At 64.3% G+C, this 23,984-nt stretch carries 21 protein-coding genes; 13 read left to right on the top strand and 8 right to left on the bottom strand.

Annotated features, from left to right (window positions below; genetic code table 11):
- The 5 genes from K3A84_RS04515 to K3A84_RS04495 all read left to right on the top strand — a co-directional run.
- On the top strand, positions 1–2,093 hold a 2,093-nt coding region (locus K3A84_RS04515; RefSeq protein ID WP_225008100.1), incomplete at its 5' end, for a strawberry notch C-terminal domain-containing protein.
- A 246-nt stretch (positions 2,094–2,339) separates the two neighbouring features.
- Positions 2,340–2,918: an RNA polymerase sigma factor gene (locus tag K3A84_RS04510; RefSeq protein WP_225008099.1), complete on the top strand. Its 579-nt coding sequence runs from the start codon at positions 2,340–2,342 to the stop codon at positions 2,916–2,918.
- Between the two features lie 5 nt (positions 2,919–2,923).
- Positions 2,924–3,892, top strand: a complete 969-nt coding sequence (locus tag K3A84_RS04505) for a FecR family protein (RefSeq protein ID WP_225008098.1) — start codon at positions 2,924–2,926, stop codon at positions 3,890–3,892.
- Positions 3,893–4,207: 315 nt separating this feature from the next.
- Positions 4,208–7,132 carry a TonB-dependent receptor gene (locus K3A84_RS04500; RefSeq protein WP_225008097.1) on the top strand — a complete coding sequence of 975 codons (2,925 nt, stop codon included), beginning with the start codon at positions 4,208–4,210 and terminating at the stop codon, positions 7,130–7,132.
- 32 nt (positions 7,133–7,164) lie between these two features.
- A complete protein-coding gene (locus tag K3A84_RS04495; RefSeq protein WP_225008096.1) occupies positions 7,165–9,174 on the top strand; it encodes an Atxe2 family lasso peptide isopeptidase in 2,010 nt (669 codons plus the stop codon).
- A gap of 150 nt (positions 9,175–9,324) precedes the next feature.
- Here K3A84_RS04495 and K3A84_RS04490 read toward each other — a convergent pair whose 3' ends face one another.
- From K3A84_RS04490 to K3A84_RS04465, 7 genes are all read right to left on the bottom strand, one after another.
- Positions 9,325–11,052, bottom strand: coding sequence for an asparagine synthase-related protein (locus K3A84_RS04490; protein WP_225008095.1), 1,728 nt, complete (start codon positions 11,050–11,052; stop codon positions 9,325–9,327).
- A complete protein-coding gene (locus tag K3A84_RS04485; RefSeq protein WP_225008094.1) occupies positions 11,049–11,780 on the bottom strand; it encodes a lasso peptide biosynthesis B2 protein in 732 nt (243 codons plus the stop codon). Before K3A84_RS04485 ends, K3A84_RS04490 begins: the two co-directional genes overlap by 4 nt.
- A gap of 4 nt (positions 11,781–11,784) precedes the next feature.
- A complete protein-coding gene (locus tag K3A84_RS20320; RefSeq protein WP_263626084.1) occupies positions 11,785–11,916 on the bottom strand; it encodes a hypothetical protein in 132 nt (43 codons plus the stop codon).
- A gap of 80 nt (positions 11,917–11,996) precedes the next feature.
- Positions 11,997–12,632, bottom strand: a complete 636-nt coding sequence (locus K3A84_RS04480; RefSeq protein ID WP_225008093.1) for a GntR family transcriptional regulator — start codon at positions 12,630–12,632, stop codon at positions 11,997–11,999.
- Positions 12,629–13,501 carry a phytanoyl-CoA dioxygenase family protein gene (locus tag K3A84_RS04475; protein WP_404823105.1) on the bottom strand — a complete coding sequence of 291 codons (873 nt, stop codon included), beginning with the start codon at positions 13,499–13,501 and terminating at the stop codon, positions 12,629–12,631. Before K3A84_RS04475 ends, K3A84_RS04480 begins: the two co-directional genes overlap by 4 nt.
- Positions 13,502–13,517: 16 nt before the next feature.
- On the bottom strand, positions 13,518–14,129 hold the full coding sequence (locus K3A84_RS04470; protein WP_225008091.1) for an acyl-homoserine-lactone synthase: 612 nt from the start codon (positions 14,127–14,129) through the stop codon (positions 13,518–13,520).
- Positions 14,130–14,194: 65 nt separating this feature from the next.
- Positions 14,195–14,908, bottom strand: a complete 714-nt coding sequence (locus tag K3A84_RS04465; protein WP_225008090.1) for a helix-turn-helix transcriptional regulator — start codon at positions 14,906–14,908, stop codon at positions 14,195–14,197.
- 455 nt (positions 14,909–15,363) lie between these two features.
- On the opposite strand from K3A84_RS04465, the gene K3A84_RS04460 reads away from it, so the two are divergent.
- Entirely contained in the window at positions 15,364–16,170 is an 807-nt protein-coding gene (locus K3A84_RS04460) for a hypothetical protein (RefSeq protein ID WP_225008089.1), read from the top strand.
- A gap of 34 nt (positions 16,171–16,204) precedes the next feature.
- On the opposite strand, the gene K3A84_RS04455 is transcribed toward K3A84_RS04460, so the two are convergent.
- Positions 16,205–17,107, bottom strand: coding sequence for a HEPN domain-containing protein (locus K3A84_RS04455; RefSeq protein ID WP_225008088.1), 903 nt, complete (start codon positions 17,105–17,107; stop codon positions 16,205–16,207).
- 357 nt (positions 17,108–17,464) lie between these two features.
- On the opposite strand from K3A84_RS04455, the gene K3A84_RS04450 reads away from it, so the two are divergent.
- The 7 genes from K3A84_RS04450 to K3A84_RS04420 all read left to right on the top strand — a co-directional run bounded on the left by K3A84_RS04450 (position 17,465) and on the right by K3A84_RS04420 (position 23,954).
- Positions 17,465–18,853: a porin gene (locus K3A84_RS04450; RefSeq protein ID WP_225008087.1), complete on the top strand. Its 1,389-nt coding sequence runs from the start codon at positions 17,465–17,467 to the stop codon at positions 18,851–18,853.
- 83 nt (positions 18,854–18,936) lie between these two features.
- Positions 18,937–19,788 (top strand): DUF6662 family protein, encoded by an 852-nt coding sequence (locus K3A84_RS04445; RefSeq protein ID WP_225008086.1) that lies wholly within the window; start codon positions 18,937–18,939, stop codon positions 19,786–19,788.
- Positions 19,789–19,799: 11 nt separating this feature from the next.
- Entirely contained in the window at positions 19,800–20,351 is a 552-nt protein-coding gene (locus K3A84_RS04440) for an FMN-binding protein (protein WP_225008085.1), read from the top strand.
- Between the two features lie 14 nt (positions 20,352–20,365).
- Positions 20,366–21,196, top strand: a complete 831-nt coding sequence (locus K3A84_RS04435) for an FAD:protein FMN transferase (RefSeq protein WP_225008084.1) — start codon at positions 20,366–20,368, stop codon at positions 21,194–21,196.
- The gene (locus K3A84_RS04430) at positions 21,196–21,645 is read left to right on the top strand and encodes a hypothetical protein (protein WP_225008083.1); all 450 of its coding nucleotides are present in this window, start codon (positions 21,196–21,198) and stop codon (positions 21,643–21,645) included. Before K3A84_RS04435 ends, K3A84_RS04430 begins: the two co-directional genes overlap by 1 nt.
- Positions 21,646–21,846: 201 nt before the next feature.
- The gene (locus K3A84_RS04425; protein ID WP_225008082.1) at positions 21,847–22,527 is read left to right on the top strand and encodes a response regulator transcription factor; all 681 of its coding nucleotides are present in this window, start codon (positions 21,847–21,849) and stop codon (positions 22,525–22,527) included.
- Positions 22,528–22,568: 41 nt separating this feature from the next.
- Positions 22,569–23,954 carry a HAMP domain-containing sensor histidine kinase gene (locus tag K3A84_RS04420; protein WP_225008081.1) on the top strand — a complete coding sequence of 462 codons (1,386 nt, stop codon included), beginning with the start codon at positions 22,569–22,571 and terminating at the stop codon, positions 23,952–23,954.
- Positions 23,955–23,984 lie beyond the last annotated feature (30 nt).

Here is a 23,984-nt window from a genome sequence, read left to right as displayed (position 1 = left end):
GCCAGAGAGAGGAGCCCACTCTGAGCTGCGCGCAGCCCAATGATGCGCCCTCTTACCTCAAGCGAGGAATCTCAATGCTTAATCAATCTATTACTTCAAATAATACACACCCCAGCAGGACAGAACAACGCTTCTTCGCGCAGCTGCTGCTCGCTCTCAAACTGCCCAGCCTGCTGCCCGCGATCGAGGCCGCTCTCGCCGCCGATCATGCCGTCGTCGTTCAACTCGTCTCGACATCGGAGGCCATGCTCGATCGGCGCCTTGCCGACCTCTCCGAAGCCGAGCGCGAAGCGCTCGAGATCGATCTGTCGCCGCGTGAGGCGGTGGTTCAGTACCTCGCGAAAAGCTTCCCGGTACGACTGATGTCGGTCTTCACCGACGAGAACGGCAATCCACGCTCCGAGCCGATGAGCGACGCAGAGGGCCATCCCGTACTGTGCCGCGCCGCGGTCGCCGCGCGCGATCGCATGATCGAGCAGCTCTGTGCGCTGCCGCCCATCGCGCCTGCGCTCGATGCAATCATCGAGCGGTTTGGCGTCGATCACGTTGCCGAAGTTACCGGGCGTAGCCGGAGGCTGATCGTCGCGGCCGACGGGCGGCAGAAGCTCCAGTCGCGCAGCCCGCGCGCGAACCTCGCCGAGACAAAATCCTTCATGGATGGGGAGAAGCAGATCCTCGTGTTTTCCGACGCTGGCGGCACTGGCCGCAGCTACCATGCCGATCTTGCGGCCAGGAACCAGGCGCGGCGGGTCCACTTCCTGCTCGAACCCAGCTGGCGGGCCGATGCCGCGATCCAGGGGTTGGGACGCACCAACCGGACCAACCAGGCATCGGCGCCGCTGTTCCGTCCGGTCACGACCGACGTGCGCGGGGAGCGGCGCTTCATCTCGACAATCGCACGCCGCCTCGACAGCCTCGGCGCGCTGACGCGCGGTCAGCGCCAGACCGGCGGGCAGAACCTGTTTGACCCGGCTGACAATCTCGAGAGCAGCTACGCGCGCGAAGCCCTGCAGCGCTGGTTCGGGTTGCTTTATCAGGGCAAGCTGGGCGCAGTGTCGCTCGATCGCTTCCAGGCCCTGACCGGCCTCAGAATCGAAAACGAGGATGGATCGCTCAGCGACGATCTGCCGCCGATCCAGCGCTGGCTCAACCGCATCCTGGCACTGCCGATCGCCCTCCAGAACGGCATCTTCGATGAGTTCCTGGGGCTGGTCGAGGCGCGGGTCGACGCGGCGCGCGCGGCTGGCACGCTCGATCTTGGTGTCGAGACGATCGCGGTCGAGCACTTTGAGGTGCTGTCCGATACGCTGCTGCGGACCGATGCGACTTCGGGTGCAACCACGCATCTGCTGGAACTCTCGATTGCCCGTGCCCTCAGGCCCATGCCGCTCGAACGGCTGGAAGCGTTGCATGCGCTCGCGGATCCCCAGCACTGGCCGGTTCACAACACCCGGTCCGGCCGCGTTGCGCTGGTCGTTCCAGCGCGCAGTCTGCTCAGCGATGAGGGCGCGCGGATCCGGCGCTACGAGCTGGTCCGGCCCCTGAAGCGCACGTACCTCAACGCCGACGACCTTGCCGACAGCAGCTGGGAGCCAGTCGATGTGGGCGCGTTTCGGGGGGCCTGGCAACACGAAGTCACCGAAGCCTCGGGAACGCTCCGGCACGAACGCCTTCATCTGGCGACCGGGCTGTTGCTGCCGGTCTGGGACAAGTTGCCATCCGATCATGTGCGGGTCGCGCGGTTGTCCGCCCGCGATGGCCGCTCGCTCCTCGGACGGGAAGTCCCGGCGGCGCATGTTCCGGCGTTGTGCCGGGCTCTGGGTCTCGGGGTGATTGCGCCGCTTGCTCCAGATGTGCTTGTCGAGGCCGTGCTCGCGAGCGGTCGCGCCATGGAGTTCGCCAGCGCTGACCCGCTGATGCTCAGGCGCAGCCTCGTCAATGGAAGCCAGCGACTGGAGCTCACGGGCTGGTCTGCCGCCCGGCTGGACTGGTACAAGGCGAAAGGGTGCTTCACCGAGATCATCCGCTTCCAGACCCGCCTGTTCGTGCCGCTGGAAGACGCGCCCGCAACCCTTTTAGCGCTGTCGCGATGACAAAACGGTTGCGGGTGCAACCATCGTGTCATAGATTTCAATGGCGTAGTGCGTCAGCGCGTTGCGCCGAGGCCTGAGAACCTCGTTCGGAAAAGAGTTTCACCTTTGCCGCCATGCGCGGCCGGATTGCCGTTGCTTATGTCCAGGCCTTTCGGGGCTAAAGGCAGTGGCGCGCATTTTTTCGAATGCGTTCTCAGAGTCCGGCCTTTCGCCGGAGCGCCTCGATCGTGGGGGCTCTGGCATTCGATGAAGCGGCTCGCGGCAGGCAATTCATGCGACCATGATGCGCAGCCTTGCGTGTGCGGAATGCTGCCTGAACCGCTTGACGGGCTGGCCGCGAGACGTCTCGACGTGATGTATCGCGCCGAACGGCCCTCGCTCCTGCGGCGGCTTGCCCGCCGCGCCGGGATCGATCAGGCCGAAGATATCGTCCAGCAGGTTTTCGTGCGTCTGGCCGGGCGCCGGGAAACCATCGCGCAGATCGAGGCACCCGCCGGCTATCTTGCCGAAGCAGCCCGCAATGCGCTGCGTGACGACCATCGTGCGGCGACGCGCCGGAGCACTTCAGCCCATGTGTCGCTGGACGATGTCACCTTGCCCGGGCCCGATCCTGTTTCGCATCTTGAGGCACGCGACCGGCTGGCCCGTCTGGAACGCGCGTTGGGTCGGCTCAAGCCGCTGACGCGGAATGTGTTTCTTGCCCGCCGGCTCGATGGCTATAGTTATGCCGAGATCGCGGAACAGACGGGGTTGAGTGTGCGCGCCGTGGAAAAACAGATGAGCCGGGCCATCCAGCAACTCGCTCGTCACCTCGACAACGGCTGATCCGCGTGGCTCGCAAGCAAATTCCCGAGAACATCCGCAAGGAAGCTGCCGACTGGCTCGTGCGTAACGAGGCCGAGTGGGCAGGCGAGCACCCGGCAGAATTTGAAGCCTGGCTGGCCCGCGACCTGCGCCACCGCCTGGCTTATGCGGAGGCGGACCGCGCCTGGTGCGACAGCCTGATGCTTGCCGATACGACCATCGGGCGCGAGCGGACGCTGGCCCGCGCGCCGCTGCACCTGCGCCGGAGCACGCATATTGCTGCGATGTCGCTGGCAGTCCTGATCGGCGTTGGCCTGATGACCGTGCGGTTTGTCGGGACCGTTCCCGCGATCGGTTTCGGAAGCGTGGTTGAAGCGCAGACCTATCGTAGCGCTCCAGGCGAAACCCGCACATGGTCGTTGCCCGATGGAAGTTCGCTGACGCTCAACGGCGCAGCACTTGCCCGCGCGCAGTTTGATGGTAGGACAAGTCGGATCGACGTCGAGCAGGGAACAGCGCGGATCCGTGTGGTTCCGAACAATGCGCGCGCGCTCGAAATTCACACCGCTGGTCTATCGGCGACAACGCGCGAGGCGGTTGTCGAAGTGGTTGCCCTGCCCGGCGCGAACAGAATCTTGCTGGTATCGGGCCATGCGAGCGCGGCGGTTGCTGGCGGGATGAGCCGGGCCCTGGGGGCCGGACAATCCATTGCGCTGCCTGGCACGCCCGAACCCAAGCCGACGCCAACCACCGCGTCAGTCGCGAGCCATCCCGCGTTGCTCGGGCTCGACGGGGTGACAGTGGCGCAAGCGGTTGAACGCCTCAACCAGACCAACCGGATCCAGATTCGGCTTGCCAGCGCGGATATCGGCGGTCGCCGTTTGATCGGTGGCTTGCGTACCGACGATCCCGGCAGCTTCGCGCAGACGCTTGCCGCTCTCGATAATCTCGAGGTCGTGCGCGAACGCGACATGATCGTCCTGCGGCCACGCTGACCTCGCGTCCGCGAACCCGACCGCCAGTCCTTACGCTGCAAGCTTCGACGCGTTTCCTTGCCTCTGCTGGTTGTCGCCGATTGCAGCGGCGCAGTCCCGTCTCATGAAAGGAGAGGGGAGAAGGCTTTGGGGCGGGCGCGCAGCGGTGGAGCTGTAAGTTTCTGCCAGGCTCCCGGGCCGGGCTGACCTTCGCGCCACGGCTCGCCGTCTTGCGGGCGAGCATTCCCATTCAAAAATTTTTGTCGGGTCTTTCCGTCCGTCGGCGTCCCCACGGCCATGAGCGTCCTGTCACAGGGCGCCAGGGAGGTATGTACCATGACGTCCAGAACCCAACTTCAATCCGTCCTTGCCGCATTGATGGCAGGCAGCGTTCTCACCGTTCCCCAATGCGTTGCTGCACGCGATGACAAGCAGATTGTGCTCGATTTTCCTGCGCAGAGCCTCGAGCAGTCGCTGCGTGACCTCGCCATGGCATCGGGGCGCACGGTGCTTGCCGACGCAGGCGTCGTGGCGGGGCACACTGCGCCTGCCGTCCATGGCAGTTTCACGGTCAGCGAGGCGCTGGCGATGTTACTGGCAAATACCAGTCTGGTCGGTGTCGAAGTCGGCGATGCCTACGCCGTCCGCGCCGCCGATCAGATGGGGAAGCGCGCATCGGATCAGAACGAGATTCTCGTGACCGGCACGCGCATCCGCGGTGCCGCGCCTGCCGGCGCATCGGTCATCGCGATCGACCGTGATGCGATCGAGAAGAGCGGCCGTGCCACCACGCAGGATCTGATTGCGGCACTTCCTCAGAACTTTGGCGGCGGCCCCAACGAAAGTGTCGGGGCCTTTACCCAGCGCAACGGCGCGAGCAGCAACATCGGCTATGGCAGCTCGATCAACTTGCGCGGCCTCGGCACGACCTCGACCCTGACGCTGCTCGATGGCAATCGCATCGCGCTGGGATCGAACGCCACGTATCTCGACACATCGTTGATCCCGGCGAGCGCGATCGAACGCATCGAAGTTCTCGCCGACGGGGCCTCGGCCATCTACGGATCGGATGCGGTCGCAGGCGTGGTCAATGTCCGGCTGCGGCGCAATTTCGAAGGGGCAGAGACCTCGCTGCGCACCGGCATGGCCGATGGCTTCACCGAGTTTCAGGCGAGCCAGATCTTCGGGAAGAAGTGGTCGACCGGCCACGTCATGGCAGCCTACGAATATTACGAGCGCGGCCGGCTCGGGGCGGAGGATCGCACGTATGCCACCGAAGATCTGCGCCGTTACGGAGGCCCGGACTATCGCCAGTCCTACGCCAATCCCGGGACGATCATTGCCGCCGATGGCTCGGTCTATGGCATTCCGGCTGGCCAGGATGGCCGGAACCTGACGCCTGCGCAGCTTCTCGCCGGCGTGCACAATCTGGGTGACGGGCGTGTCGGCACCGATGTCCTCCCCCGGACCCGGCGCCACGCGGGCGTCGTTGCGCTCGAGCAGGAAATCTCGCCGGCGCTGACGCTCCGCCTCCAGGGCTTCGCTGCCGATCGCAAGTCGGAAAATCGCTACTTTTCGCTCAATTCTTCGATCAGCGTGCCGACCGCCAATCCCTTCTATGTCGATCCGATCGGCACCGGTCAGCCGGTCACGGTAATGTACGATTTCAAGAAGGATCTGGGGTCCCCGCTGGACAAGTCGCACGTCACCAACTGGGCGGTTTCCGGCTCGCTTGAAGCGCGCCTCGGCGCATGGCGTGCCGAAGCCTATGTCGGCCACGGTGTCGAGCACGAGGAACTTCGCTCGGATAATCTCGTCAATCGTGCGGCGCTCGTCGGCGCTCTCGCCGACACCGACTCGGCCACTGCCTTCAACATATTTGGCGATGGTTCGCACACCAGCGCCGCAACGATCGATAAGGTGCGTGGCTGGGCGATCACGCGCGGACGTTCGCGTCAGACCACTGCGGGCCTCAAGTTCGACGGCCCGTTGTTCGCATTGCCTGGCGGCCCCCTCAGTCTTGCCACAGGGTTCGAATATCGTACCGAGGCAACCGGTTCGTCCTATGTCGACGACTACTATTCGCTGGCGCCGGTGGCCTACGGCGACAATGGTTATCCGCTCGCGCGCAAGGTCTACGCCGCCTACGGCGAACTGCGCGCGCCGCTGATCGGGCCGGACCAGGGGATTGGCGGTATTCGCCGTCTCGACCTTTCTGTCGCCGCGCGGATGGAACACTATTCGGATTTCGGGACCACCACCAATCCAAAGGTCGGCCTGACTTACGAGCCGGTCGAAGGGCTTGCCCTGCGCGGAGCCTATGGCACGTCCTTCCGCGCGCCTTCGTTTTCCGACACGCGCCAGGGACCGGGATATAGCCAGATCGCCGCCATTCCCGTCAGCGACACCCTGTCGCCGACTGGATCCAGCTATGTTGTGGGGCTGTTCGGCAACAACCCGAATATCGGTCCGGAACGCGCGCGGACGCTGACCGCAGGCTTCGATATGCGGCCCACCAGCGTGCCCGGTCTGTCGTTCAGCGCGACGTGGTTCGACGTCTCCTATCGTGATCGCATCTTCAATCCGGGCGTCGATGCCTTCACCTTCCTCGCGCATCGCGATCGCTATTCGACGCTGATCTTTGCCAATCCATCGCCGGCTCTCGTCGCCAGCTATTATGCCGATCCGACCTTCTACAACCCGTACAACGTACCCGCCTCGGCGGTCACTTATGTGATCGACGGACGCAATGCGAACCTTGCGCGCAGCCATCTCAACGGGGTTGATTTCGATTTCGGCTATCGCAAGGCAGTCGAGAATGGCGCCATAGCCGTCGGTGTTTCCGGCACATGGCTGTTTCACCTGACCCAGCAGTTCACGGCGACGGCACCGAAGGTCGAGGCGATCGGCACGGTGGGCAATCCCGTGCGCTACCGTCTGCGCGGTCGCGCCTCGTTCGATCGCAACGGGTTCGGCGTGGCAGCCTTCGTCAATCATACCGCCGGCTACAACAATACCGGCGTGACGCCTGCCGAACCTGTCGCCAGCTGGACGACGGTCGATCTCACGCTGAGCAAGTCGTTTGGCGCGGAAGCGGGCGCGATTGCTGGAACGCGTCTGTCCCTCAGCGTGACCAATCTGTTCGATCGCGATCCGCCTTACGTCAACAATCGAACGCCCTATTCCGCCGCAGGCTTCGATCCCGAGCAGGCCAGCGCTGTTGGACGCCTGGTCGCTGTCCAACTGGTGAAGTCATGGTGAGCCGCCGGTTCCCAGCCCTGCTGGCCCTCGCCATGACCGTCCCGGTCCCGCTCGCAGCCTACGCTGCGGACGGGGCCGGGATCCGGCCGTCCATCGAAATGACGCGGATCGACAGTCCCTCACTCTCGCCCGATGGCCGTTGGGCGCTCTGGCGGGAGTACCGGGCGTCGATCGACCGGAACGATTATCAGGTAAGCTGGATGATCGCCCCGGCGGACGGCAGCGCTGCCCCGCGCAGGCTCGCTGACGCCGGCGAGATATCCTGGCTGAACGGCTCGCCCGTGCAAAACCGTCCTGTCTGGGTGGCTGGGTCAAAGGAAGTGCTTTTCCGAAAGACCGACCATGGCGAGGTTCAGGTCTGGCGTGCCCGTGTCGATGGAACGGGCGTTCACGAGGCGACGCGTGAAGAGGGCAATGTCCGCGATATCGTGCCGATCGATGGCGGCGCCCGGTTCCTGCTGGCGACAGGACCCGCGCGCAGCCGGATCGATCGTGCCGAACAGGCCGAGTACGACAGTGGTACGCTGATCGATGCCTCTGTCGATCCGCAGCGGCCACTGTTCCATGGCGACTGGATCGATGGACGCTGGGCCAGCGGACGGCTGCGCGGTTTCTGGTTTGAGCAGGGCGGCATTCTGCCCGCAGCGCCGCCGTCCTTGCGGGTTCTCGATCCGGCGAGCGGTGCCGTGCGTGATGCGGTGGCCGAAGAGCAGGCGCTCTATGCGCCACCTGCCAAAGGCTTCGACCGCCTGGGCGACTGGTTCGTATCCGACCGGGAGCCATCGGGCGACGCGCGCGGTGTCGCGGTTGTTCTGGTCAGGGGGATGGAAACCCGACTGGCGGTCGTCGATGCCGGGGGACGGGAAACGGCGCACTGTTCTGCGGCTGCATGTGCCGGGCAGCGTATCAGGGCGGTGCGCTGGATCGGTTCCGGACGCGCACTTCTGTTCGAAACGCGCGATAGCGGTGCGGGAAGCACGCTCGCGCGCTGGGATATTGCCGATGGCAGCGTGCGTGTGCTGGTGTCGGGCGAGGGCATGCTTAACGGCAGTGACGATGGTGCGGCCTGCGCGACCTCGGACAAGGCGCTGCTTTGCATTGCCTCGGATGCAAACGAGCCTCCCCGTGTCGTGGCGATCGATGCGGACACGGGCACGCAGCGTGTGCTGGCCGACCCCAATGTGGACTTGCGTCGGGCAGCGCCCCGTTTCGAGCGTCTGGCCTGGCGCGACGCGCAGGGGCGAGCGTTCACCGGTTACCTCGCCATGCCCGAGGGACGAAGCGGACCGGTGCCCTTGATCATCAACTACTACGCGTGTCCGGGCTATATCCGGGGCGGCCTTGGCGACGAGTATCCTTTGCGCGACTTCGCCAGCGCGGGCATCGCCGCCCTGTGCATCAATCGTTACCCCGCAGCGCCCGGTGTTGGCGGCAACGTGGAGGCATATCGGATTGCCGCCGACGGGATTGCTGCCGCCATCGACCTGCTCGCCCGCGATGGACGGGTGGACAGGGCCCGCGTCGGCATGGGGGGCGTGAGTTTCGGAGGTGAGGTCGCGGTCTGGCTTGCGATCCATACCAGGCTGCTGCGGGCGATATCGGTCGCGAACGTCATGGCGACGCCCACCTACTACTGGCTGAATGCGGTCAAAGGGCGTGAGGTCCCGGGCGTGCTCAAGGCGGGATGGGGGCTCGGGGACCCGGATCGGGACCGGAAAAATTGGCGCCTTGTGTCGCCTTCGATGAACGCTGACCGCATCACGATCCCGTTCCTGATGCAGGTCCCCGAGCAGGAGTATCGCCCCAATGTCGATCTGCTGGCGCGGCTGCAGGCTGCCGGAAGGCCGGCCGAACTCTGGGCTTTCCCGGGCGAGATGCACATCAAGTGGCAACCGCGCCACCAGTTCGTCGCCAATATCCGCAATTTCGACTGGTTCAGGTTCTGGCTCGCGGGCGAGGCAGATCCGGATCCCGCCAAGGCCGACCAGTATGTCCGTTGGCGGGGCATGCTGGTCGCTGGCAAGGCAAAGACGGTGCCCTGACGACGCTGCGGGTAGAAAGCGATGCTGGATGCGCAACCCGTCGATCCGTGGCCATCGTTGTGTCGTCCCGAACTCCTGTCCTAAGTGGAGCGGGGAAGCCCTGTCTCGCGCGCTGTTCAGCCTGATTGTGAAGCAGGGGCTGACCAGCGATCAGGGAGGCCCGATCCAGGCCCGGGCCCACGTTTCGACGTCGGCAAGCTGCAGTAGCTGGTAGGCGGCCGGATCGGTGCGGCGGACAGGCCGGTTCAGGGCCGCGTCAACTTTTTGGCGGTCGATCACCTCGTTTGCGGCAAGGTGTCCTTCGAGCAGGAAGGAGTGCAAGTCTGATCGGCTGCGGATGACTGCCTCAATGGCATAAGTGTCGAGACCACCCTTGGTCCGGCGCTCGAGGACAACTGGCGGTAGGATGTCCCGCCAGGCATGGCGGGCAACCGCCCGGTCGCGACCTTCCGAAACCCACAGCCACGATGGAATGCGCATTGCGGTCTCCACGACGGGCTGGCTCAGAAGGGGAAAGCGCGAGGGCGCCACCGTGTGACGCCCAAACCCGTCGACGTGGGCCAGGCTGGCGAGCACGCCGCGTACGTGACTGCGCTTGCCAGGCAGGACATGGGCGGGCTCGTCGAACCATGGATGTTCTGGCGCAGTGGCTGGCACGCGATCCGCTGCAAGGAGGCCCGGGACGATCTGCCAACGGCTGTGCAGCGGACCGCTTCGCGCCTGTTGCCAGGCCATGCGCGCCACGGACCAGATGTTCGTGTGATGGATCCGCGCGAGCGCGTCGATAGTGTTCCACGCTGTCTCACCGATGCCGCAGCGGCGGATCGCATCGACTGCAGGTGCTGCCGAAACGGCCGAGCACAGCACGCAATCTCCGCCCGAGCCGCTCACGAACGCGGTAATTCCCGCGCTTCGCCCTTGTGCGGCAAGGGCATCGTCGGCCTGGGCCAGGGCCACTGGCAGACCCGGACGTGCGAGCCGACCCTGCGTTGTGCCCGTCAGATCGAAGGCCCCGCGGATCTGAAGCTCGTCGAGCGTAAGGCCGGTGGCCCGTGCACTCGCGCGCGCATAGTGCCGTTCGTCTCCTTCGGCTGTGCCGGTGACCAGCGTCGCGGCGCGTGCCTTGGTCCCGGCCGCTGCCAGGGCGGCGGCGAGAACCGAGGAGTCGACGCCGCCCGAAAGTTCCAGAAGGTACGGCCCTCCATTTTCGGTGAGACACCGGACCGCGTCTTCGACTCGCGATCGCAGGGTTCGCGCTGCCTCCTCGAAATCGCCGATCTCGCGATCGATCGTGGTCCATTGCCACGGCGACCAGACGGTTTGACGCTGCCAGGTCCCATCGGCTTCGCGCTGGAAGCATTCGCCACCCAGCAGTTCGTCGATGCCCTCAATGCCGGTGGTCGATGTGACGAAATGCTGGCAGGCGATGTGCGTGGCGCAGAATGCCCAGTCGATACGCGGGACGATTTCCAGTGCATCGACCAGCAGGTCTGCCCCCGACGCGAGGATCGTCAGTTCGTCGGTTTGGGTGCGCAGCGCGGGAAGATGCCCCATCGGCGCGCGCAATACCCATCCGACAGGTCCGTCGGGCGAAAGTCCGAAAGCCAGATAATTGCCCCAGCACTGCGTTGTCAGATGCGAGGCGTCGATGGCTTCGAGGGAGAGTGGCGCGGTCGAGCCGAAGACCTGTCCCACAACAACCACGTGTTTGCCTGCGATGATGGGAAGCGTGCGGTCGCTGTAGATCACCAGACCATTGCCAATGGCGGTTCGAACCAGCCCGATGGCGTCGAAACGTGCCGTGATGCGATCGACCAGTGCCGACGGCAGAGGCCTCGCGCCGTGGCCGACAATGGCGAGATAGCGTTCCCTTGTCATACCGCGAGCACCGGCACGAAGCGCCGGATACGATCCAGCGGGTCGGTCAGTACGAGTCCGCCGCTTTGTGCCCAGCAATGCGCTTCGAACGGGTGAAGCTTGACACCGAAGACGAGGTGCGCCGCGTGACCGCGCGCCCGGGCAAATCGCAGGAATGCCAGAGCATCGGGCAGGCAGCGCGGTGTAAAGGGCGTATGCCTGCGCCCACGGTCGAACTGGCGTGCGGCAGCGACAAGATCGGCCATGCTGCGTCCGCGCCAGTTCATGGAAAGTCCTCGAAGAATGCGCGACAAAGGCCTGAACCTGAGATCGAGCCGGGTCTTGAGGCAGATGGCGGCAATGCGGAAGTCGATTGCACGGGGCCATCCTGGCGGATCGCCGCCTTCCAATACGCTGGCTTCGGCTTTAGGCAATTCGCCGGGATTGAACCACGGACCCGGCGGCGTACCGGCCGGCGCCAGCCAGTGGTGGAAACGAAGCGCGCGCGCATCTGGCGAGTCAGGATTGACCGGATTTCCTGCAGCTGCGGCCGCAAGCACGGACGCGGCGTCGCCGCGGATCAGGGAATAGCGATTGCGGTGGATGTCGAGCACGATCACGACGTCGCCAAGAACAGCGATGCCGATGCCATCGGCAAGCCCAAGTGGCGGGACGGGGGCAGGGGACATGGGTGCGTCCATGGGATTTTCCGGTAGCAAGCGGCGGGCTTCCACCCGCACGCCTGCCATCGGGTCATTCGCGCTCGAGACCGGTCGTGCGGGCCATGGCGCCCACTTCGATCTGGTTGCCAAGCGAGCCGAGCGTTTCCTCGCTCACGGATCCGAGGTCTTCGACGTCCTCGATCAGGTCGAACTTGCGTTCCATCGGTCTTCTCCTTGTGCCGCAGGATCGCGGCAAGGTTCAGACTATGGCGCCCATCTCCCCATCCGAATTTTATACCGATCCTATAAGCCGATTGTTGACTTGCCCTTTGCCTGAGAGCGGTACGACGCTCGCACCAGGCTTGCCGCGCTGCGCACACGCCGCCGATGATAGGCATTCAACCCACGCCGAAGCGCTTCCCTGTCACCGGTGTCGAGAGCAAGTTCGAGCGCGATCAACTCCTCCAGTGCATCCGGGAAAACCTCGGTCTCGACCACACGGACCGCATGGAGCCGGGCGTTCAGGAGCATCATCGCCCGTCCGTGTTCGCCGTTGACCGAAGCGCGTGCCGTTCCGGCAAGGACATCCGCCACGCGTTCGGCATAGCCCGGCCGCTTGTCTTGAATGCGATCCCAGTCGATCGTGCACCAGGGACGCCATAACCGCAGTGCCAGCGTCACGATCTGGTTAGCCCAGGCATACATGTCCTTGAGCGTCGGCTCGTCGAGGGCTGGAATGTAGTACCCGCCTGAACGGTGGGTTTCGACAAGCTGTTCGCCGGTCAGCACGTTCAGGGCCTCGCGCACCGGGGTTATGCTGGCCGAGAGTTGCTCGGCCAGCAGGTTGGGATCGAGCTTGTCTCCGGGGCGGAAGCCATGCTCGAGGATCAGGCGGCGCAGGGCGTCGTAGACCCGCTCACTCACCGGCCCCGCATTCATGGCGCCCTCCGTTCGGCATCAAGGAACGCCTGCGCGGCAGCTTGCTGGTCGGGGCGCAGCGCATCGATCGCGCCGAGCGGCTCGCCGGCATAACCCTCGAGCAGGATCGAGGGACACTGCCCTTCGAAATTGCCGAGGTTGGGGCGATGCTGGACGTAGCCGGCGAGCTCCGCCAGTTCGCGCGGGAAGCCGCGCGCAACCTCCGGCGGGTAAGCGAGCCAGGGGTTCTCGTACGGCTTGAGCCAGCCGAGCGCATACCCGATGACGATCCCGCGACGCTCGGTGTTCGACTGGTTGGCGCCTGCGGCGTGGAGCGTGGAGCCGAGGAACAGCAGTGCCGAGCCGGGCGCAAGGTCCGGGGCAATCGCGGGCCCGGTAGGCACCGGCTCGCATGCATGGATGCCGTGGCTCCCGGGCCAGAGCCTGGTTCCGCCATTACCGCCATGAAAGGGCGTCAGCGGCCACATCACGTTGACGAGGTATTCCTTCTCGCCGGGCTCGACCCGCCACATGTCCTGATCGCGGTGGGGCAACTGTTCGGGTGCTCCTGGATGCAGCGAGATCGCCTGCGTGGTGTTGAGCTGGATCCGGTCGCACCACGGCGACAGGATCGACTTGACGATCCCGGTGACCAGCGGGTGCAGGATCAGGGCCTGCGACTGTTCCGAGCGGACCGGCAATCGGCCGAACCGCTTGGTGGTCTCCCCATAGAACACCCCTGTACCGAACGGGGTGCGCTCGAAGTCCTCCCACAAGTCTGCGTGGATCGCCGATACCGCCATGGGCGACATCGCGTCGGGAATGATCGTGTATCCTTGCTCTCGCAATTCTGCGGCGTGGAAACCGATCCGCGTCTCTAAAGCGGTCATCATGGATCCCTCCCGCTCAGGCCGCATGCCGGCTTGCACCGGGCTTAGCGGCAGGTGCGATGATGCCAGCGCCTGCAAGGAGTGCAGGGGTTTCGGGCGTGATCGCGATCTGCATCGCGATCAGTTCCTCGTGCCCCAGCCGCAGCGGGGTGCCGAGCGGCCGGCAATCCCAGCCGAACTGTTCGATCTGGCGATACCAGGACGTGTCGGCGACCGCGCAGTAGGCGCTGATCCCGGCATCGAGTGCATATGCGGCCAGCCCGGCGACCAGGCCATTGCGCACCTCGCGGCGTTCGCGTGCCTTCAGCGACCGGTCGAGGCAGAAGCGCGTGATTTCGAAGACGTCCGGTGCTGTGGGCGGCGATCCGGCGCAGAGCATCGGGTACAGCCCCGACAGGATGCCTTCCCGTGTCGTCGGAAGCAGGCGTGCCGATGCGAGATGTCTGCCGTTGTCGCTGAGGATCAGGTAGCGTGCGTGGACGTTATCGAACTGGTCGATCTCGTACTGGCCCTCGAGGACCGGGACATCCCAGCCGAGCAGGTCGACGAAGACCGATTTGCGCGCGGCGAACATGGCGCGCAGCAGGGCGGCGTCCGGCTCGCAGCCGGACGAAACGATCGTAAGCATGGTGGTGGTTCTCCTTGGACCTTTGCGGTCGTCCAAGGATCACCCGGGCCGGGCGGTGCTCGCTATTACAAGAAATGGGGATAGCGCCAGGGCTTCACGTCACCGAACGTCAGGGTCCCGTCGAACAAGGTGAGGGGGATAAGCAATTGTCTCTTGTAGATCCTGTAGCGCTGGCAAGCGGCGCGCATGTGCGCCGTGGCCGTATCCTTCGAAATGCCGAGGATCTTCGCGATTTCGGCATCGCTCTTGCCCTGCGCCATCAGCAGCACGCAGTCGCGCTGCCGATCGGTCAGAACCGGGCGCAGCGGTGTCAGCGAAAGGCCGCGCTTGTGCCAGAGGCGTCGGGCTGCCTCGAAAGCATACGTGCCGGCAACCTGCGCCTGCATGAGCGTCGCCTGGCCGGGCACTTCACCGCTCCCGATCGCGAACGAACACGACCCGCGCGCTTCGCCCGGGACATGGACAGGAACGGTGAAGCCATCGCAGATGCCTCGCCGTTTGCCTTCCTCAAGAATGTCCCGATCGTTTTCGGTCAGCGGCACCAGCCAGGGGATCTGCGTCCAGCGAAATCCGATTGCAGTCATGTAGCTGGCACGATGAACCGGGTCGACGAGCCCAAGCGCTCTGTTGTCGTAGTCCAGCGCCCAGTGTTCGGGATAGTTGTGCAGGCGAATGACGCTGTCCGAAGACCGTGCGAGGTCGACGTGGTGCGTCAGTGCGAAGTAGGGAAATCCGAGCAATCTGGCGATTTCCGTGAGGGCGGTGTCGAGATCGACCACGCTCGCAACTTGCTGGACCAATGCCGGGATCAAATCGGCAAGAACATCTGCCACCATAAGGTACCATCGCGCCCTCCGGCGACGCCTGGCGTTGCCGATGTCCCGCAGGGCGCCCTTTCCCCTGCAAGTGGACCGCGTCTTGGTTTCTCAGGCCCCAGAGCGACCAGGTTGAAACTGCCGGGAACCTACCACAGTGTCAGTATGTTGCAATGCGGGATCATTCTGTTTTGGCGCGGTTTCATCGACTTCGGGCCAGCTGAAAGGGCAGGCCGGTGAGCGCCGAGCCCGGGAGGCATCTTGCCAGCGCCTCGCAACCGGGCAGTGACAGTCGTTCCTTTCGCCATGCTCCAATACCCGGTTCGCCTGATGACGCCGGCGCCGCCCAGGCATGCCGTTGGACCAGTCTGCCGAGCGCTCTGGTTGCCTTTGCGGAATTCGCGGGGCGTACGCAAAGCATGCGCCATATCCTGCCTCTGCACTGGTATGTAGCCTGCCGTCTCGTCGTCGAGGGGGGCTTCGATCCCGACGACATCATCCCGCGACCGCCGTTCCGGGTGGAACGCCGCCGCCGTGCCGCGCCCGTACTGCATTTCGATCCGGGGCTGGGAGGTTGTGGTGAAGGCACGATCCTCGGTGGCCTTAAGACAAAGCACGTCGATGTGCTGGTCGCGTTGGAAAGGATCGGACCCGTCCTTTCGGTTTCCTGCAAAGGGGTGACGGGCGCTTTCCGCAATCTCGGCAACCGGCTCGAGGAAATCGTCGGCGAAGCGACCAACCTGCATATGACCTATCCGGCGCTGGTCATGGGCCATCTCGTCCTTCTCCGTGGCAATCGCCCCGTTGATGCTGCCCGCAAGGAGAGAGCCGGAGACAAGCCCTGCGGCCATACCCGAGGCGGCGGTGACACGGCTATCGATGCGACAGGTAGCCTGGTGCCGCCGGTCCAGCGCTTCCACGATGCCCTGCGCGATCTGGGTCGCCGCCAGGGCCTTGCCGGCTCAGAGGGGCAATGCGAAGCGATCGCGCTTGCCATGGTCGAGATGGATGAATGCCGGCGTAGCGGGCTGGTCGAAAGCTTCCCGGAACCTGGCAGTGGTCTGGAAATCCAAGACCTGTTCGAGGCGCTCTACGCCCGCTACGATGAGCGTTACGTCCTCCGTTCTCCGGAAATGCAGCGCCGCACTGTGCGCAATGTCTGGGATCCTGCGTCGCCCGGCATCAGGCTGTTCGGCCTCGACTACCTTCCGCGGTCATCGGTTTGAGGCAGCGTTGGGTCGCGCCGTGATGATCTCGGGATTACGCCGCCTTCTGGCGCAATGCGTCGAGCCACTCATCGGAAACCGATTCAACTGTATCGCGCAGATGGCAGACCGCCGCCCGGATCGCTTCCAGGTCGTCCATGCTGATCTCGTAGCTACTCGAGTAGCGCGCTTCAACATAGGCACGCCTTGCCAGTTCGAAGCGACGCCGGTCAAGCTTGGTTGCGCGCGGCCAGCACGCGACGAGCCGCGGTTCCTTGTCTTCGGCAAGCGAGCGCAGGAACTTCAGGTTGTGTGATCGGGGTACATAGTGGCTGCGGACGAGCAGATAGCAGATGTAGGCGCGCTCAGCGGCTTGATGGAGAGTGAAAGCGGCATCATTCAGCTTCGACGTTTTGATGCAAAAATCTGCAATTTCGATCGCATCATTGACCTTGGATAGCCAATCGGTCCGGTAATCACTGGCCATTTTGAATGCGTCTGCCGGGGTCAGCGGCTTGGGCATGGCCAACGTCGCACCGGCCAGTTCATAGAGAGCAATGCCGTCGCGCGCGATGTCGACCCAGAAGTATTCCCCGCGTGTCAGGCCCTGGTTCACATCCTCGAGTGTGTGCACGATGATGTTTACTGGTCTGCCGATCGCTGAATCGCGCATGATCCTGTCTTCTGCGACGTACCAGTATTCCGCGATGTCGCTCAGGTCGGGATGACTGACGATGACGAGCAGATCGTAGTCCGACTGGTAGCCGTTTTCCGGTTCATCGACCCAGTCCCCGCGCGCATAGCTGCCGAAGAGCACGATCTTCTGGACTTTGCCGTTCTTCTTCCACGGTTGCGTGGCGCGCGAGATCGCGACGGCAAAATCGTCCATCAAGATCTGCGTCACACGTGCAAGCTCTTGCTGCTGCGTGGATGGTAAGTGGTCGATATCGTTCCTCACGGTGTGGAGTCTTGCCCGGCTCTGGGCTGGAGGCAAGCATTCGTTGTAGCTGTGGCCATTGTTCCCAGCGCCTACGTGCGGGATGGGGAGCTATCAAACGAGCGTTTATAGCCATCGTGTTGCGCTGGAAGGCGAATTGCGAATGGCTGCAGCCATCTGCGTGGGGACGGACCCCAATGCTCTGCCCTGCCAAACATGGATTGTCTGTGCTGCACATTCAGTGATGCGCAAGGCGTGGATGATGTGAACTCCCGTGGCGCCCCAAAACCATCAGACATGTTTCGATACCATTCGGCAACAAGATATTGCGAACGATTATCAATCGCGTTAGGAGGGCGCGACTCGAAGGGGGATGGAATGAAGAAGATCGCAGCACTGCTCGCGGCGACATGCCTGGCGACCGCCACGCCTGCGATCGCCGCAGATGTTTCGCTCGAAGCGCAGGTCGCGCAGCTCAAGGCGCAAGTGGCGGCACAGAACGAGCTGCTGGCAGCGCAGGCCGCGCGCCTCGAGCAGATCGAGGCGCGGTTGCGGGCAGCGCCCGAACCCGCACAGCCGATCGCTGTTGCTGCGCCCCCGGTGGCCGACGAAGACACGACGCCAGCCTCCGCGCCGACGCAGGCGCTGGCCGCCAATACCGGCAGGGCCGGATCGGGCGCAGCCTTTGGCTCCGACACGACGATCGGCGGCTATGGCGAGATCAGCTACAACGGCTACGTCAAGGGCAGCAGCCGCAACCAGGCCGACCTGAAGCGGCTTGTGCTTTTCGTCGGTCATCGTTTCAGCGACAAGTTGAGCTTCACCAGCGAGATCGAGGTGGAGCACGCGGTCGCCAGCGCCGGGGACGAGGGCGAGGTCGCCATCGAGCAGGCCTATCTCGATTATGCGTTCAACCCGGCCCTGAACCTCAAGGCCGGCCTGTTCCTGATGCCGTTCGGCTTCCTCAACCGCAGTCACGAGCCGCCGGTGTTCTATGGCGTCGAACGCAACGAGGTCGAGACGCGGATCATCCCGTCGACATGGCGCGAAGGCGGCGTGGGCTTCTACGGCAGCACCTCGTTCGGGCTGAACTACGACGTGGGCGTGACCACCGGGTTCGATATCGCCAAGCTCGACGATGCGGGCGCACCGCTTGCCGGATCGCACCAGGAATTGCAGCTGGCCAAGGCGTCGAGCCTGTCGTTCTACGGCTCGCTGGAATATCAGGGCGTGCCCGGCCTGCTGGTTGGCGGGGCAGTGTTCTCTGGCAATGCCACGCACAACAATGCCGATTTCAAGGCAGACAACAGCCTGCCGGACTTCTCCGGGATCACATCGCGCATTACCCTGTGGGACGTGCATGGCCGCTGGCAGCACAAGGGCTTCGACTTCCAGGCGCTTTATGCGCGCGGAACGGTGAGCCGCGCCGCGGCGCTCGATGGCGTGGTCGCCGCCTACAATGCGGCCAACAGCACCGATCTGACGCTGGCGCCTTCGGCTTTCTACGGATGGTACGCGCAAGGTGCCTACAGCATCACGCTGGGCGGCGAGACCACGATCGATCCGTTCGTGCGCTACGAGAAATTCGACACGCAGGCCGTGCTGCCGTTGGGCTTGCTGGCCGATCCGGTCAACCGCGACCGGGTGCTGACGACCGGCCTGTCGTTCCACCCGCTGCGCTCGGTGGTGGTCAAGGTCGATTATCAGAAATTCTTCCAAAACAAGGACAATAACCGGTTCAATCTGGGCCTTGGCTACATGTTCTGATCTGAAGGTTTTTCCCGATGCACAATATTGATGGACGGTTCTGCCGCGGCTTGCGGACGGGAATGCTGGCTGGTGCCTGCGCAATGCTGCTGCCGACGGCTGCTTTTGCCGACGAGAACCTCTTCGGCTACAACACCGGCGCGGAGACGCTGCCCAAGGGATCCGGTGAAATCTACGTGTTCAACACGCTGCGCACCGACAAGGGGCAGGGCAGCTACAACGCGCTCGATACCGAAATCGAAGGGGAATACGGCGTCACCGACCGGATCACCCTGTCGGCGGCGGCAAGCTTCCTGACCATCGACACGCACGGCCTGCAGATCGATGGCTACCTGCCTGCGCCGATCGACAAGGGCCCGCGCTTTTCGGGCATCGAGGCCAAGGCCAAGTTCAACGTGCTGAGCCCGGCGCTCGACAACTTCGGGCTGGCGGTCATCACCTCGGCGGAGGTCAAGAAGCTCGATCCGCACAGTGGGCAGGACAAGACCGAATACGAAGGCAAGGTCGTTCTCGCCGCGCAGAAGTATTTCCGGCAAGGGCAGATCGTGTGGGTCGCCAACCTGGGGCTGAAGGCCGGGCACGAAACCCGCAAGGCGATCGCCAACCTGCCGGACGGCTTCGACTGGCCGACCACGCCGGAAATGGAAATCGAACTGTCGGCGGGCACGGGCCTGACGTACCGCGTGGCGCCCAACTGGTTTGTCGGCGCGGAAACGCAATATACCTCGGAATACGAGACCGAGGTCGGGCAGGAGCGCTGGTCGCTGTTTGCGGGGCCGACAATCCATTATGGCGGCCAGAAGTTCTGGGCGACAGCGACATGGTTTCCGCAGCTCAAGGGCGGGGGCGAACGCTATCCAGGGCAGACCGGCAACCTGCACCTGATCGAAAAGACCAAGACCGAGTTCCGGTTGAAGCTGGGCATGAATTTCTGAGGAGTCGCATCGTGTCACATCGCAACTGGCCTGTGCTGGCCGCGCTTCCCGTGCTGGCGGTCGTTGCGGCCCCCGCATGGGCCGCCGACTATATGACCGTCGAGCAGGCCCAACACGCGCTCATCCCGCAAGCGCAGGCGTTCACTGCCATTCCGCTAACGCTGACGCCGGCCCAGATGACACGGATCCGGCAGATGTCGGGCACGCCGCAGCGCACCGCTCAGCCCAAAGTGTGGCGCGCCCAGCGCGGCGCGGCAATGCTCGGCTGGATCATCGTGGATGAGGTGATCGGCAAGCACGAATTCATCACCTATGCGACCGGGATTTCGCCCGATGGCCACGTGCTCGGCGTCGAGATCCTGAGCTATCGGGAATCCAAGGGCGGGCAAGTGCGTGATCCGCGCTGGCGCGACAAGTTCCGCGGCAAGACGCTGGCCGATCCATTCCGGCTCAATCAGGACATTCCCAACATCTCCGGGGCGACCCTGTCGAGCCGCAATGTCACCGACGGGGTCAAGCGCCTGCTGGCAATCCACGCTGTGACGCTGGCCCACGCGGGCTGATTGCTGCGCTGCGCATGATTACCCGCTGCCGCCCGCTGCTGGGCACGTTCGTCGAGATCACGGCCCCGGAGGGGCACGTATCGGCGGTAGACGCGGCCTTTGCGGCCATCGCACATGTGCATGCGCGCATGTCGTTCCATCAGGACGACAGCGATCTGGCGCTGCTGCGGAAGACCAGCGCGGGCGACGTGGTGCGCCTCGATGCCGAGACGATCCGGGTGCTGCGCCTGGCCCTGGACCTGCACGGGCAAAGCGGTGGCCTGTTCGATGTGGCGGTGGTGGGGCCGGCGCTTGTCCGCAGCGGGTTCCTGCCGCGCTGCGACATCGGGCGACTTTCCGACTATCGCGGCACCAGCGCCGACCTTGCCATCCTTGATGACCAGCACGTGCGCGTGGAAAAGCGCGTGTTGGTCGATCTGGGCGGCATCGCCAAGGGCCATGCCGTGGACCGTGCTGTGGATGTCCTGCAAGGCATGGGCGTGCCTGAAGGGCTGGTGAACGCAGGTGGCGATCTGCGCGCGTTTGGCGATCGAGATTGGCCGGTGGCGCTGCGCGATGCCGACGATGTCGCGCGCATTTCGGTGGCCGCGCGCAATTGCGCCATCGCGAGTTCGGCCAATCTCCTCAACCGCCGCCGCCATCGTGGGCAGCCGCAGTCGCCGCACATCGGCGCGCAGGGCCGTGCCGTGCTGTGCGACGAGCGCGTCACCGTGGTCGCGCGCCTGTGCGCCATTGCCGATGCCATGACCAAGGTCGCCATGGCCGATATGCCTCTCGCGCAGCGCCTTCTGGCCACCTACGGCGGTCATGCCCTACAAACGCCACACCACGAAAGTCATACCTGATGGTTCATCGTCGCTCGGCCAAACTGGCGTCCTGGCAGATCTGGCTGCTCGCGCTCAGCGGCATGGGCCTGTGGCTGTCGGGCTGCGGGTGGCTGCTGTTGCACTATTACGGCCAGAAGCAGGGCGAATTCGGCCCAGAGATGAACCCCGTCGAGCCGTGGATGATGAAGGCGCACGGGCTGTTCCTCATCCCGGCGCTGCTGGGCATCGGCGGGATGTTCATCGCGCACATTCCCAAAGGCTGGGCACACCGGCATCAGCGGATCGCCGGCGTCGCGCTGTGCGCGGTCCTCGCCGTGCTGATCGCGAGCGGGTACATGCTGTATTACGTCGGCGACGAAGACTTGCGGGCCTGGACCAGCCTTACGCACTGGACGATCGGCCTAGGGCTGCCGGCGGTCTTCCTGTGGCACTACCTCAACGGACTGCGCGCGCGTCGCCGGATCTGACGGGTTGATCGGCCTCTTCTGCAAGCGCGTCCTGGCACCGGGTTCGGCCAAGAATCTTCCACATTCCGAGGGAATACATCAGGCCCGTTCATCGTTTAACAGGTACGCGGCAGATCCCGGCGCTGTGGCTTGGTGGGACATTGTGCACCACCAAGCGCATCGAGTCAGAGCCGTTTGCCCGAAAAGTGGTCACAGTGCGCTATGCGATTATTGGTTGTCGAGGATAGCGGACGCCTGGCGTCGCTCATGGCCAAGCTTCTGACGGACAGCGGGCATGTCGTGGATGTCGCGGAAAACCTCGAGATGGCGCACGCCGCGATCGAACTCGTCGAGTACGAAGTGGTGATACTGGATCTGTCCCTGCCTGACGGGGACGGCCGGGAGATTCTCGACAGCCTGCGACGCAGCAAGCGCGACGCGCTCGTGCTTGTCGCGACCGCTCGGGGCGATGTGGTCAGCCGTGTCCAGGCGCTCGATGCCGGTGCCGACGACTATGTGGTCAAACCCGTCGATGGCGATGAACTCATCGCGCGCGTCCGGGCGCTGGGCCGGCGGGCGAAACAGATCCAATCCGAGCAGCTGACATTCGGCAATGTTTGCCTGGATGCGGCATCGCTGACGCTGACGGTCGAGGACCGCCTTGTCGGGATCTCGCCGCGCGAATTGAATGCACTGCTGGTGCTGATGCGACATCAGGGGCAAGTCCTGCGCCGTGACCGGCTCGAGCAGGCGCTTTACGCCTTTGACAGCGAGGTCACCGAAAACGCGACCGAGGCGACGATTTCGCGCCTGCGACGTCGACTGGATTCATCGGGAGCAAACATCGAAATCGTGGCGATGCGTGGCATCGGTTACGTGCTGACCGAGCGTGACGAATGCTAGGCGCTGGGTCTGAATCGTTGTCGCGCATCCTGGCACGGCGCATGGCAGCCATGTCCGTGGTCGTGCTGGCGCTGGTCGCATTGGTATTTTCCCTGCAGGAAATGGTCAACAAGCGGCATCTTCGCGAGGCAATCCTCAACACAAACGCGGTTGCGATTGCCAGAGCTTTGGACAGCGGCAGGAATCCGGCGCTGCTCCCGCTGTATCAGGATTATCCGAGCGCCTACGGATTTCGGGTGTTCGATCATAGCACGCTCGCAAGGCGTCACATCCTGTCAGAGGCGAACACCATTTGGTTCCCGGCGGTCCAATCGCCAGTGCCCGGTGCCGATGAACCGGACGACCCGCGCGATGCTTCGGCGAGAAACGCGAAGCTTGTCGAAGGCTTCTCGCTTGTTCGCGGCATGCCCATGCATGATCACCGCGCGCCTGCCATCGCCTTGCTGACGCGGCGGGTCGGCATTGCGGATCGGCACTATTGGGTCCAGGCATATATGGTCGACGATCCGGCCTTCGCGTTCGTCGGGGTGATCGTGAAGGATCTTGCGGAGCACATCCTGATCCCCGCGATGTTCATCATCCCCGCGCTTACATTCGCGATCTTCCTGACGACACGCGCGGCGCTACGCCCGCTTCGACGCTTGTCGGACAGTGCCCATCACATCGGCACGGCCGTCGCTCGCGGGCAGGCGCTGGTGCCCGTGCCGGAAAGCGGGATGGCTACGGAATTCGCCAGCGTGGCGGCGACGATCAACGCCATGCTGACGAAGCTCGATCACTCGCTGCAATTGCAGAAGCAATTCACCTCCGACGTTGCCCATGAATTGCGCACGCCACTGGCCGTGCTGCTTCTGGAAATGTCGCAGTTGCCGCCCGGATCAGCGCGCGACCGGATCAGGACCGACCTCAAGGACCTCGGACAGTTGGTCGACGAACTGCTGCGCTTCGCGCAAGCCGAAGACGTCATGACGAGCGCGGTCGACAGGATCGACATCGTGGCGGTGGCGCGCAAGGTCGTGGAGGAGGCCGTGCCCGAAGCGCTTGCCAAACGGCAGATGCTCGAATTGAGCTGCACGACCGAGTCCCTGATGGTCTTCGGCAACGTGTCGCTGCTCACGATCGCCATTCGCAATCTGGTGGGCAACGCGATCAAGTATGCCCCCGCCAGAACCGTGGTGACCGTCGCGGTCGAGCAGGGACCGCTGGTGATCGTCGATGATCGCGGGCCGGGAATTCCCCCGGAACATCGTGATCAGGTATTTGAGCGGTTCTGGCGGATGGATCGCCAGTCGGGCAACGGCACGGGCGTGGGGCTGGCTTTGGTGCGGCGCATCGCCCAGTTGCACGATGGCAGCGTCCGCATGGAAGAGCGGCCAGAAGGCGGCACGCGCATGATCCTGAACCTTGCCGGCCCGGCGTTCGGGTAAGCGCCGGACGGGCACGGCCGTCGTCGGCGC

It is taken from the genome of Novosphingobium percolationis (assembly GCF_020179425.1).
GTDB lineage: Bacteria > Pseudomonadota > Alphaproteobacteria > Sphingomonadales > Sphingomonadaceae > Novosphingobium > Novosphingobium percolationis.
The sequence above is the reverse complement of the archived record's forward strand: the minus strand, read 5'-3'. Positions and strand labels throughout refer to the sequence as shown.

Coding starts and splice junctions, on each gene's coding strand:
- K3A84_RS20320 (WP_263626084.1), bottom strand. CDS start 11,916: ATGGAACGCAAGTTCGACCTGATCGAGGACGTCGAAGACCTCGGATCC.
- K3A84_RS04450 (WP_225008087.1), top strand. CDS start 17,465: ATGAAGAAGATCGCAGCACTGCTCGCGGCGACATGCCTGGCGACCGCC.
- K3A84_RS04430 (WP_225008083.1), top strand. CDS start 21,196: ATGGTTCATCGTCGCTCGGCCAAACTGGCGTCCTGGCAGATCTGGCTG.
- K3A84_RS04500 (WP_225008097.1), top strand. CDS start 4,208: ATGACGTCCAGAACCCAACTTCAATCCGTCCTTGCCGCATTGATGGCA.
- K3A84_RS04475 (WP_404823105.1), bottom strand. CDS start 13,501: ATGACCGCTTTAGAGACGCGGATCGGTTTCCACGCCGCAGAATTGCGA.
- K3A84_RS04510 (WP_225008099.1), top strand. CDS start 2,340: ATGAAGCGGCTCGCGGCAGGCAATTCATGCGACCATGATGCGCAGCCT.
- K3A84_RS04485 (WP_225008094.1), bottom strand. CDS start 11,780: ATGGCAGGCGTGCGGGTGGAAGCCCGCCGCTTGCTACCGGAAAATCCC.
- K3A84_RS04445 (WP_225008086.1), top strand. CDS start 18,937: ATGCTGCTGCCGACGGCTGCTTTTGCCGACGAGAACCTCTTCGGCTAC.
- K3A84_RS04460 (WP_225008089.1), top strand. CDS start 15,364: ATGCGCCATATCCTGCCTCTGCACTGGTATGTAGCCTGCCGTCTCGTC.
- K3A84_RS04435 (WP_225008084.1), top strand. CDS start 20,366: ATGATTACCCGCTGCCGCCCGCTGCTGGGCACGTTCGTCGAGATCACG.
- K3A84_RS04480 (WP_225008093.1), bottom strand. CDS start 12,632: ATGAATGCGGGGCCGGTGAGTGAGCGGGTCTACGACGCCCTGCGCCGC.
- K3A84_RS04495 (WP_225008096.1), top strand. CDS start 7,165: ATGACCGTCCCGGTCCCGCTCGCAGCCTACGCTGCGGACGGGGCCGGG.
- K3A84_RS04470 (WP_225008091.1), bottom strand. CDS start 14,129: ATGCTTACGATCGTTTCGTCCGGCTGCGAGCCGGACGCCGCCCTGCTG.
- K3A84_RS04420 (WP_225008081.1), top strand. CDS start 22,569: ATGGCAGCCATGTCCGTGGTCGTGCTGGCGCTGGTCGCATTGGTATTT.
- K3A84_RS04490 (WP_225008095.1), bottom strand. CDS start 11,052: ATGACAAGGGAACGCTATCTCGCCATTGTCGGCCACGGCGCGAGGCCT.
- K3A84_RS04425 (WP_225008082.1), top strand. CDS start 21,847: ATGCGATTATTGGTTGTCGAGGATAGCGGACGCCTGGCGTCGCTCATG.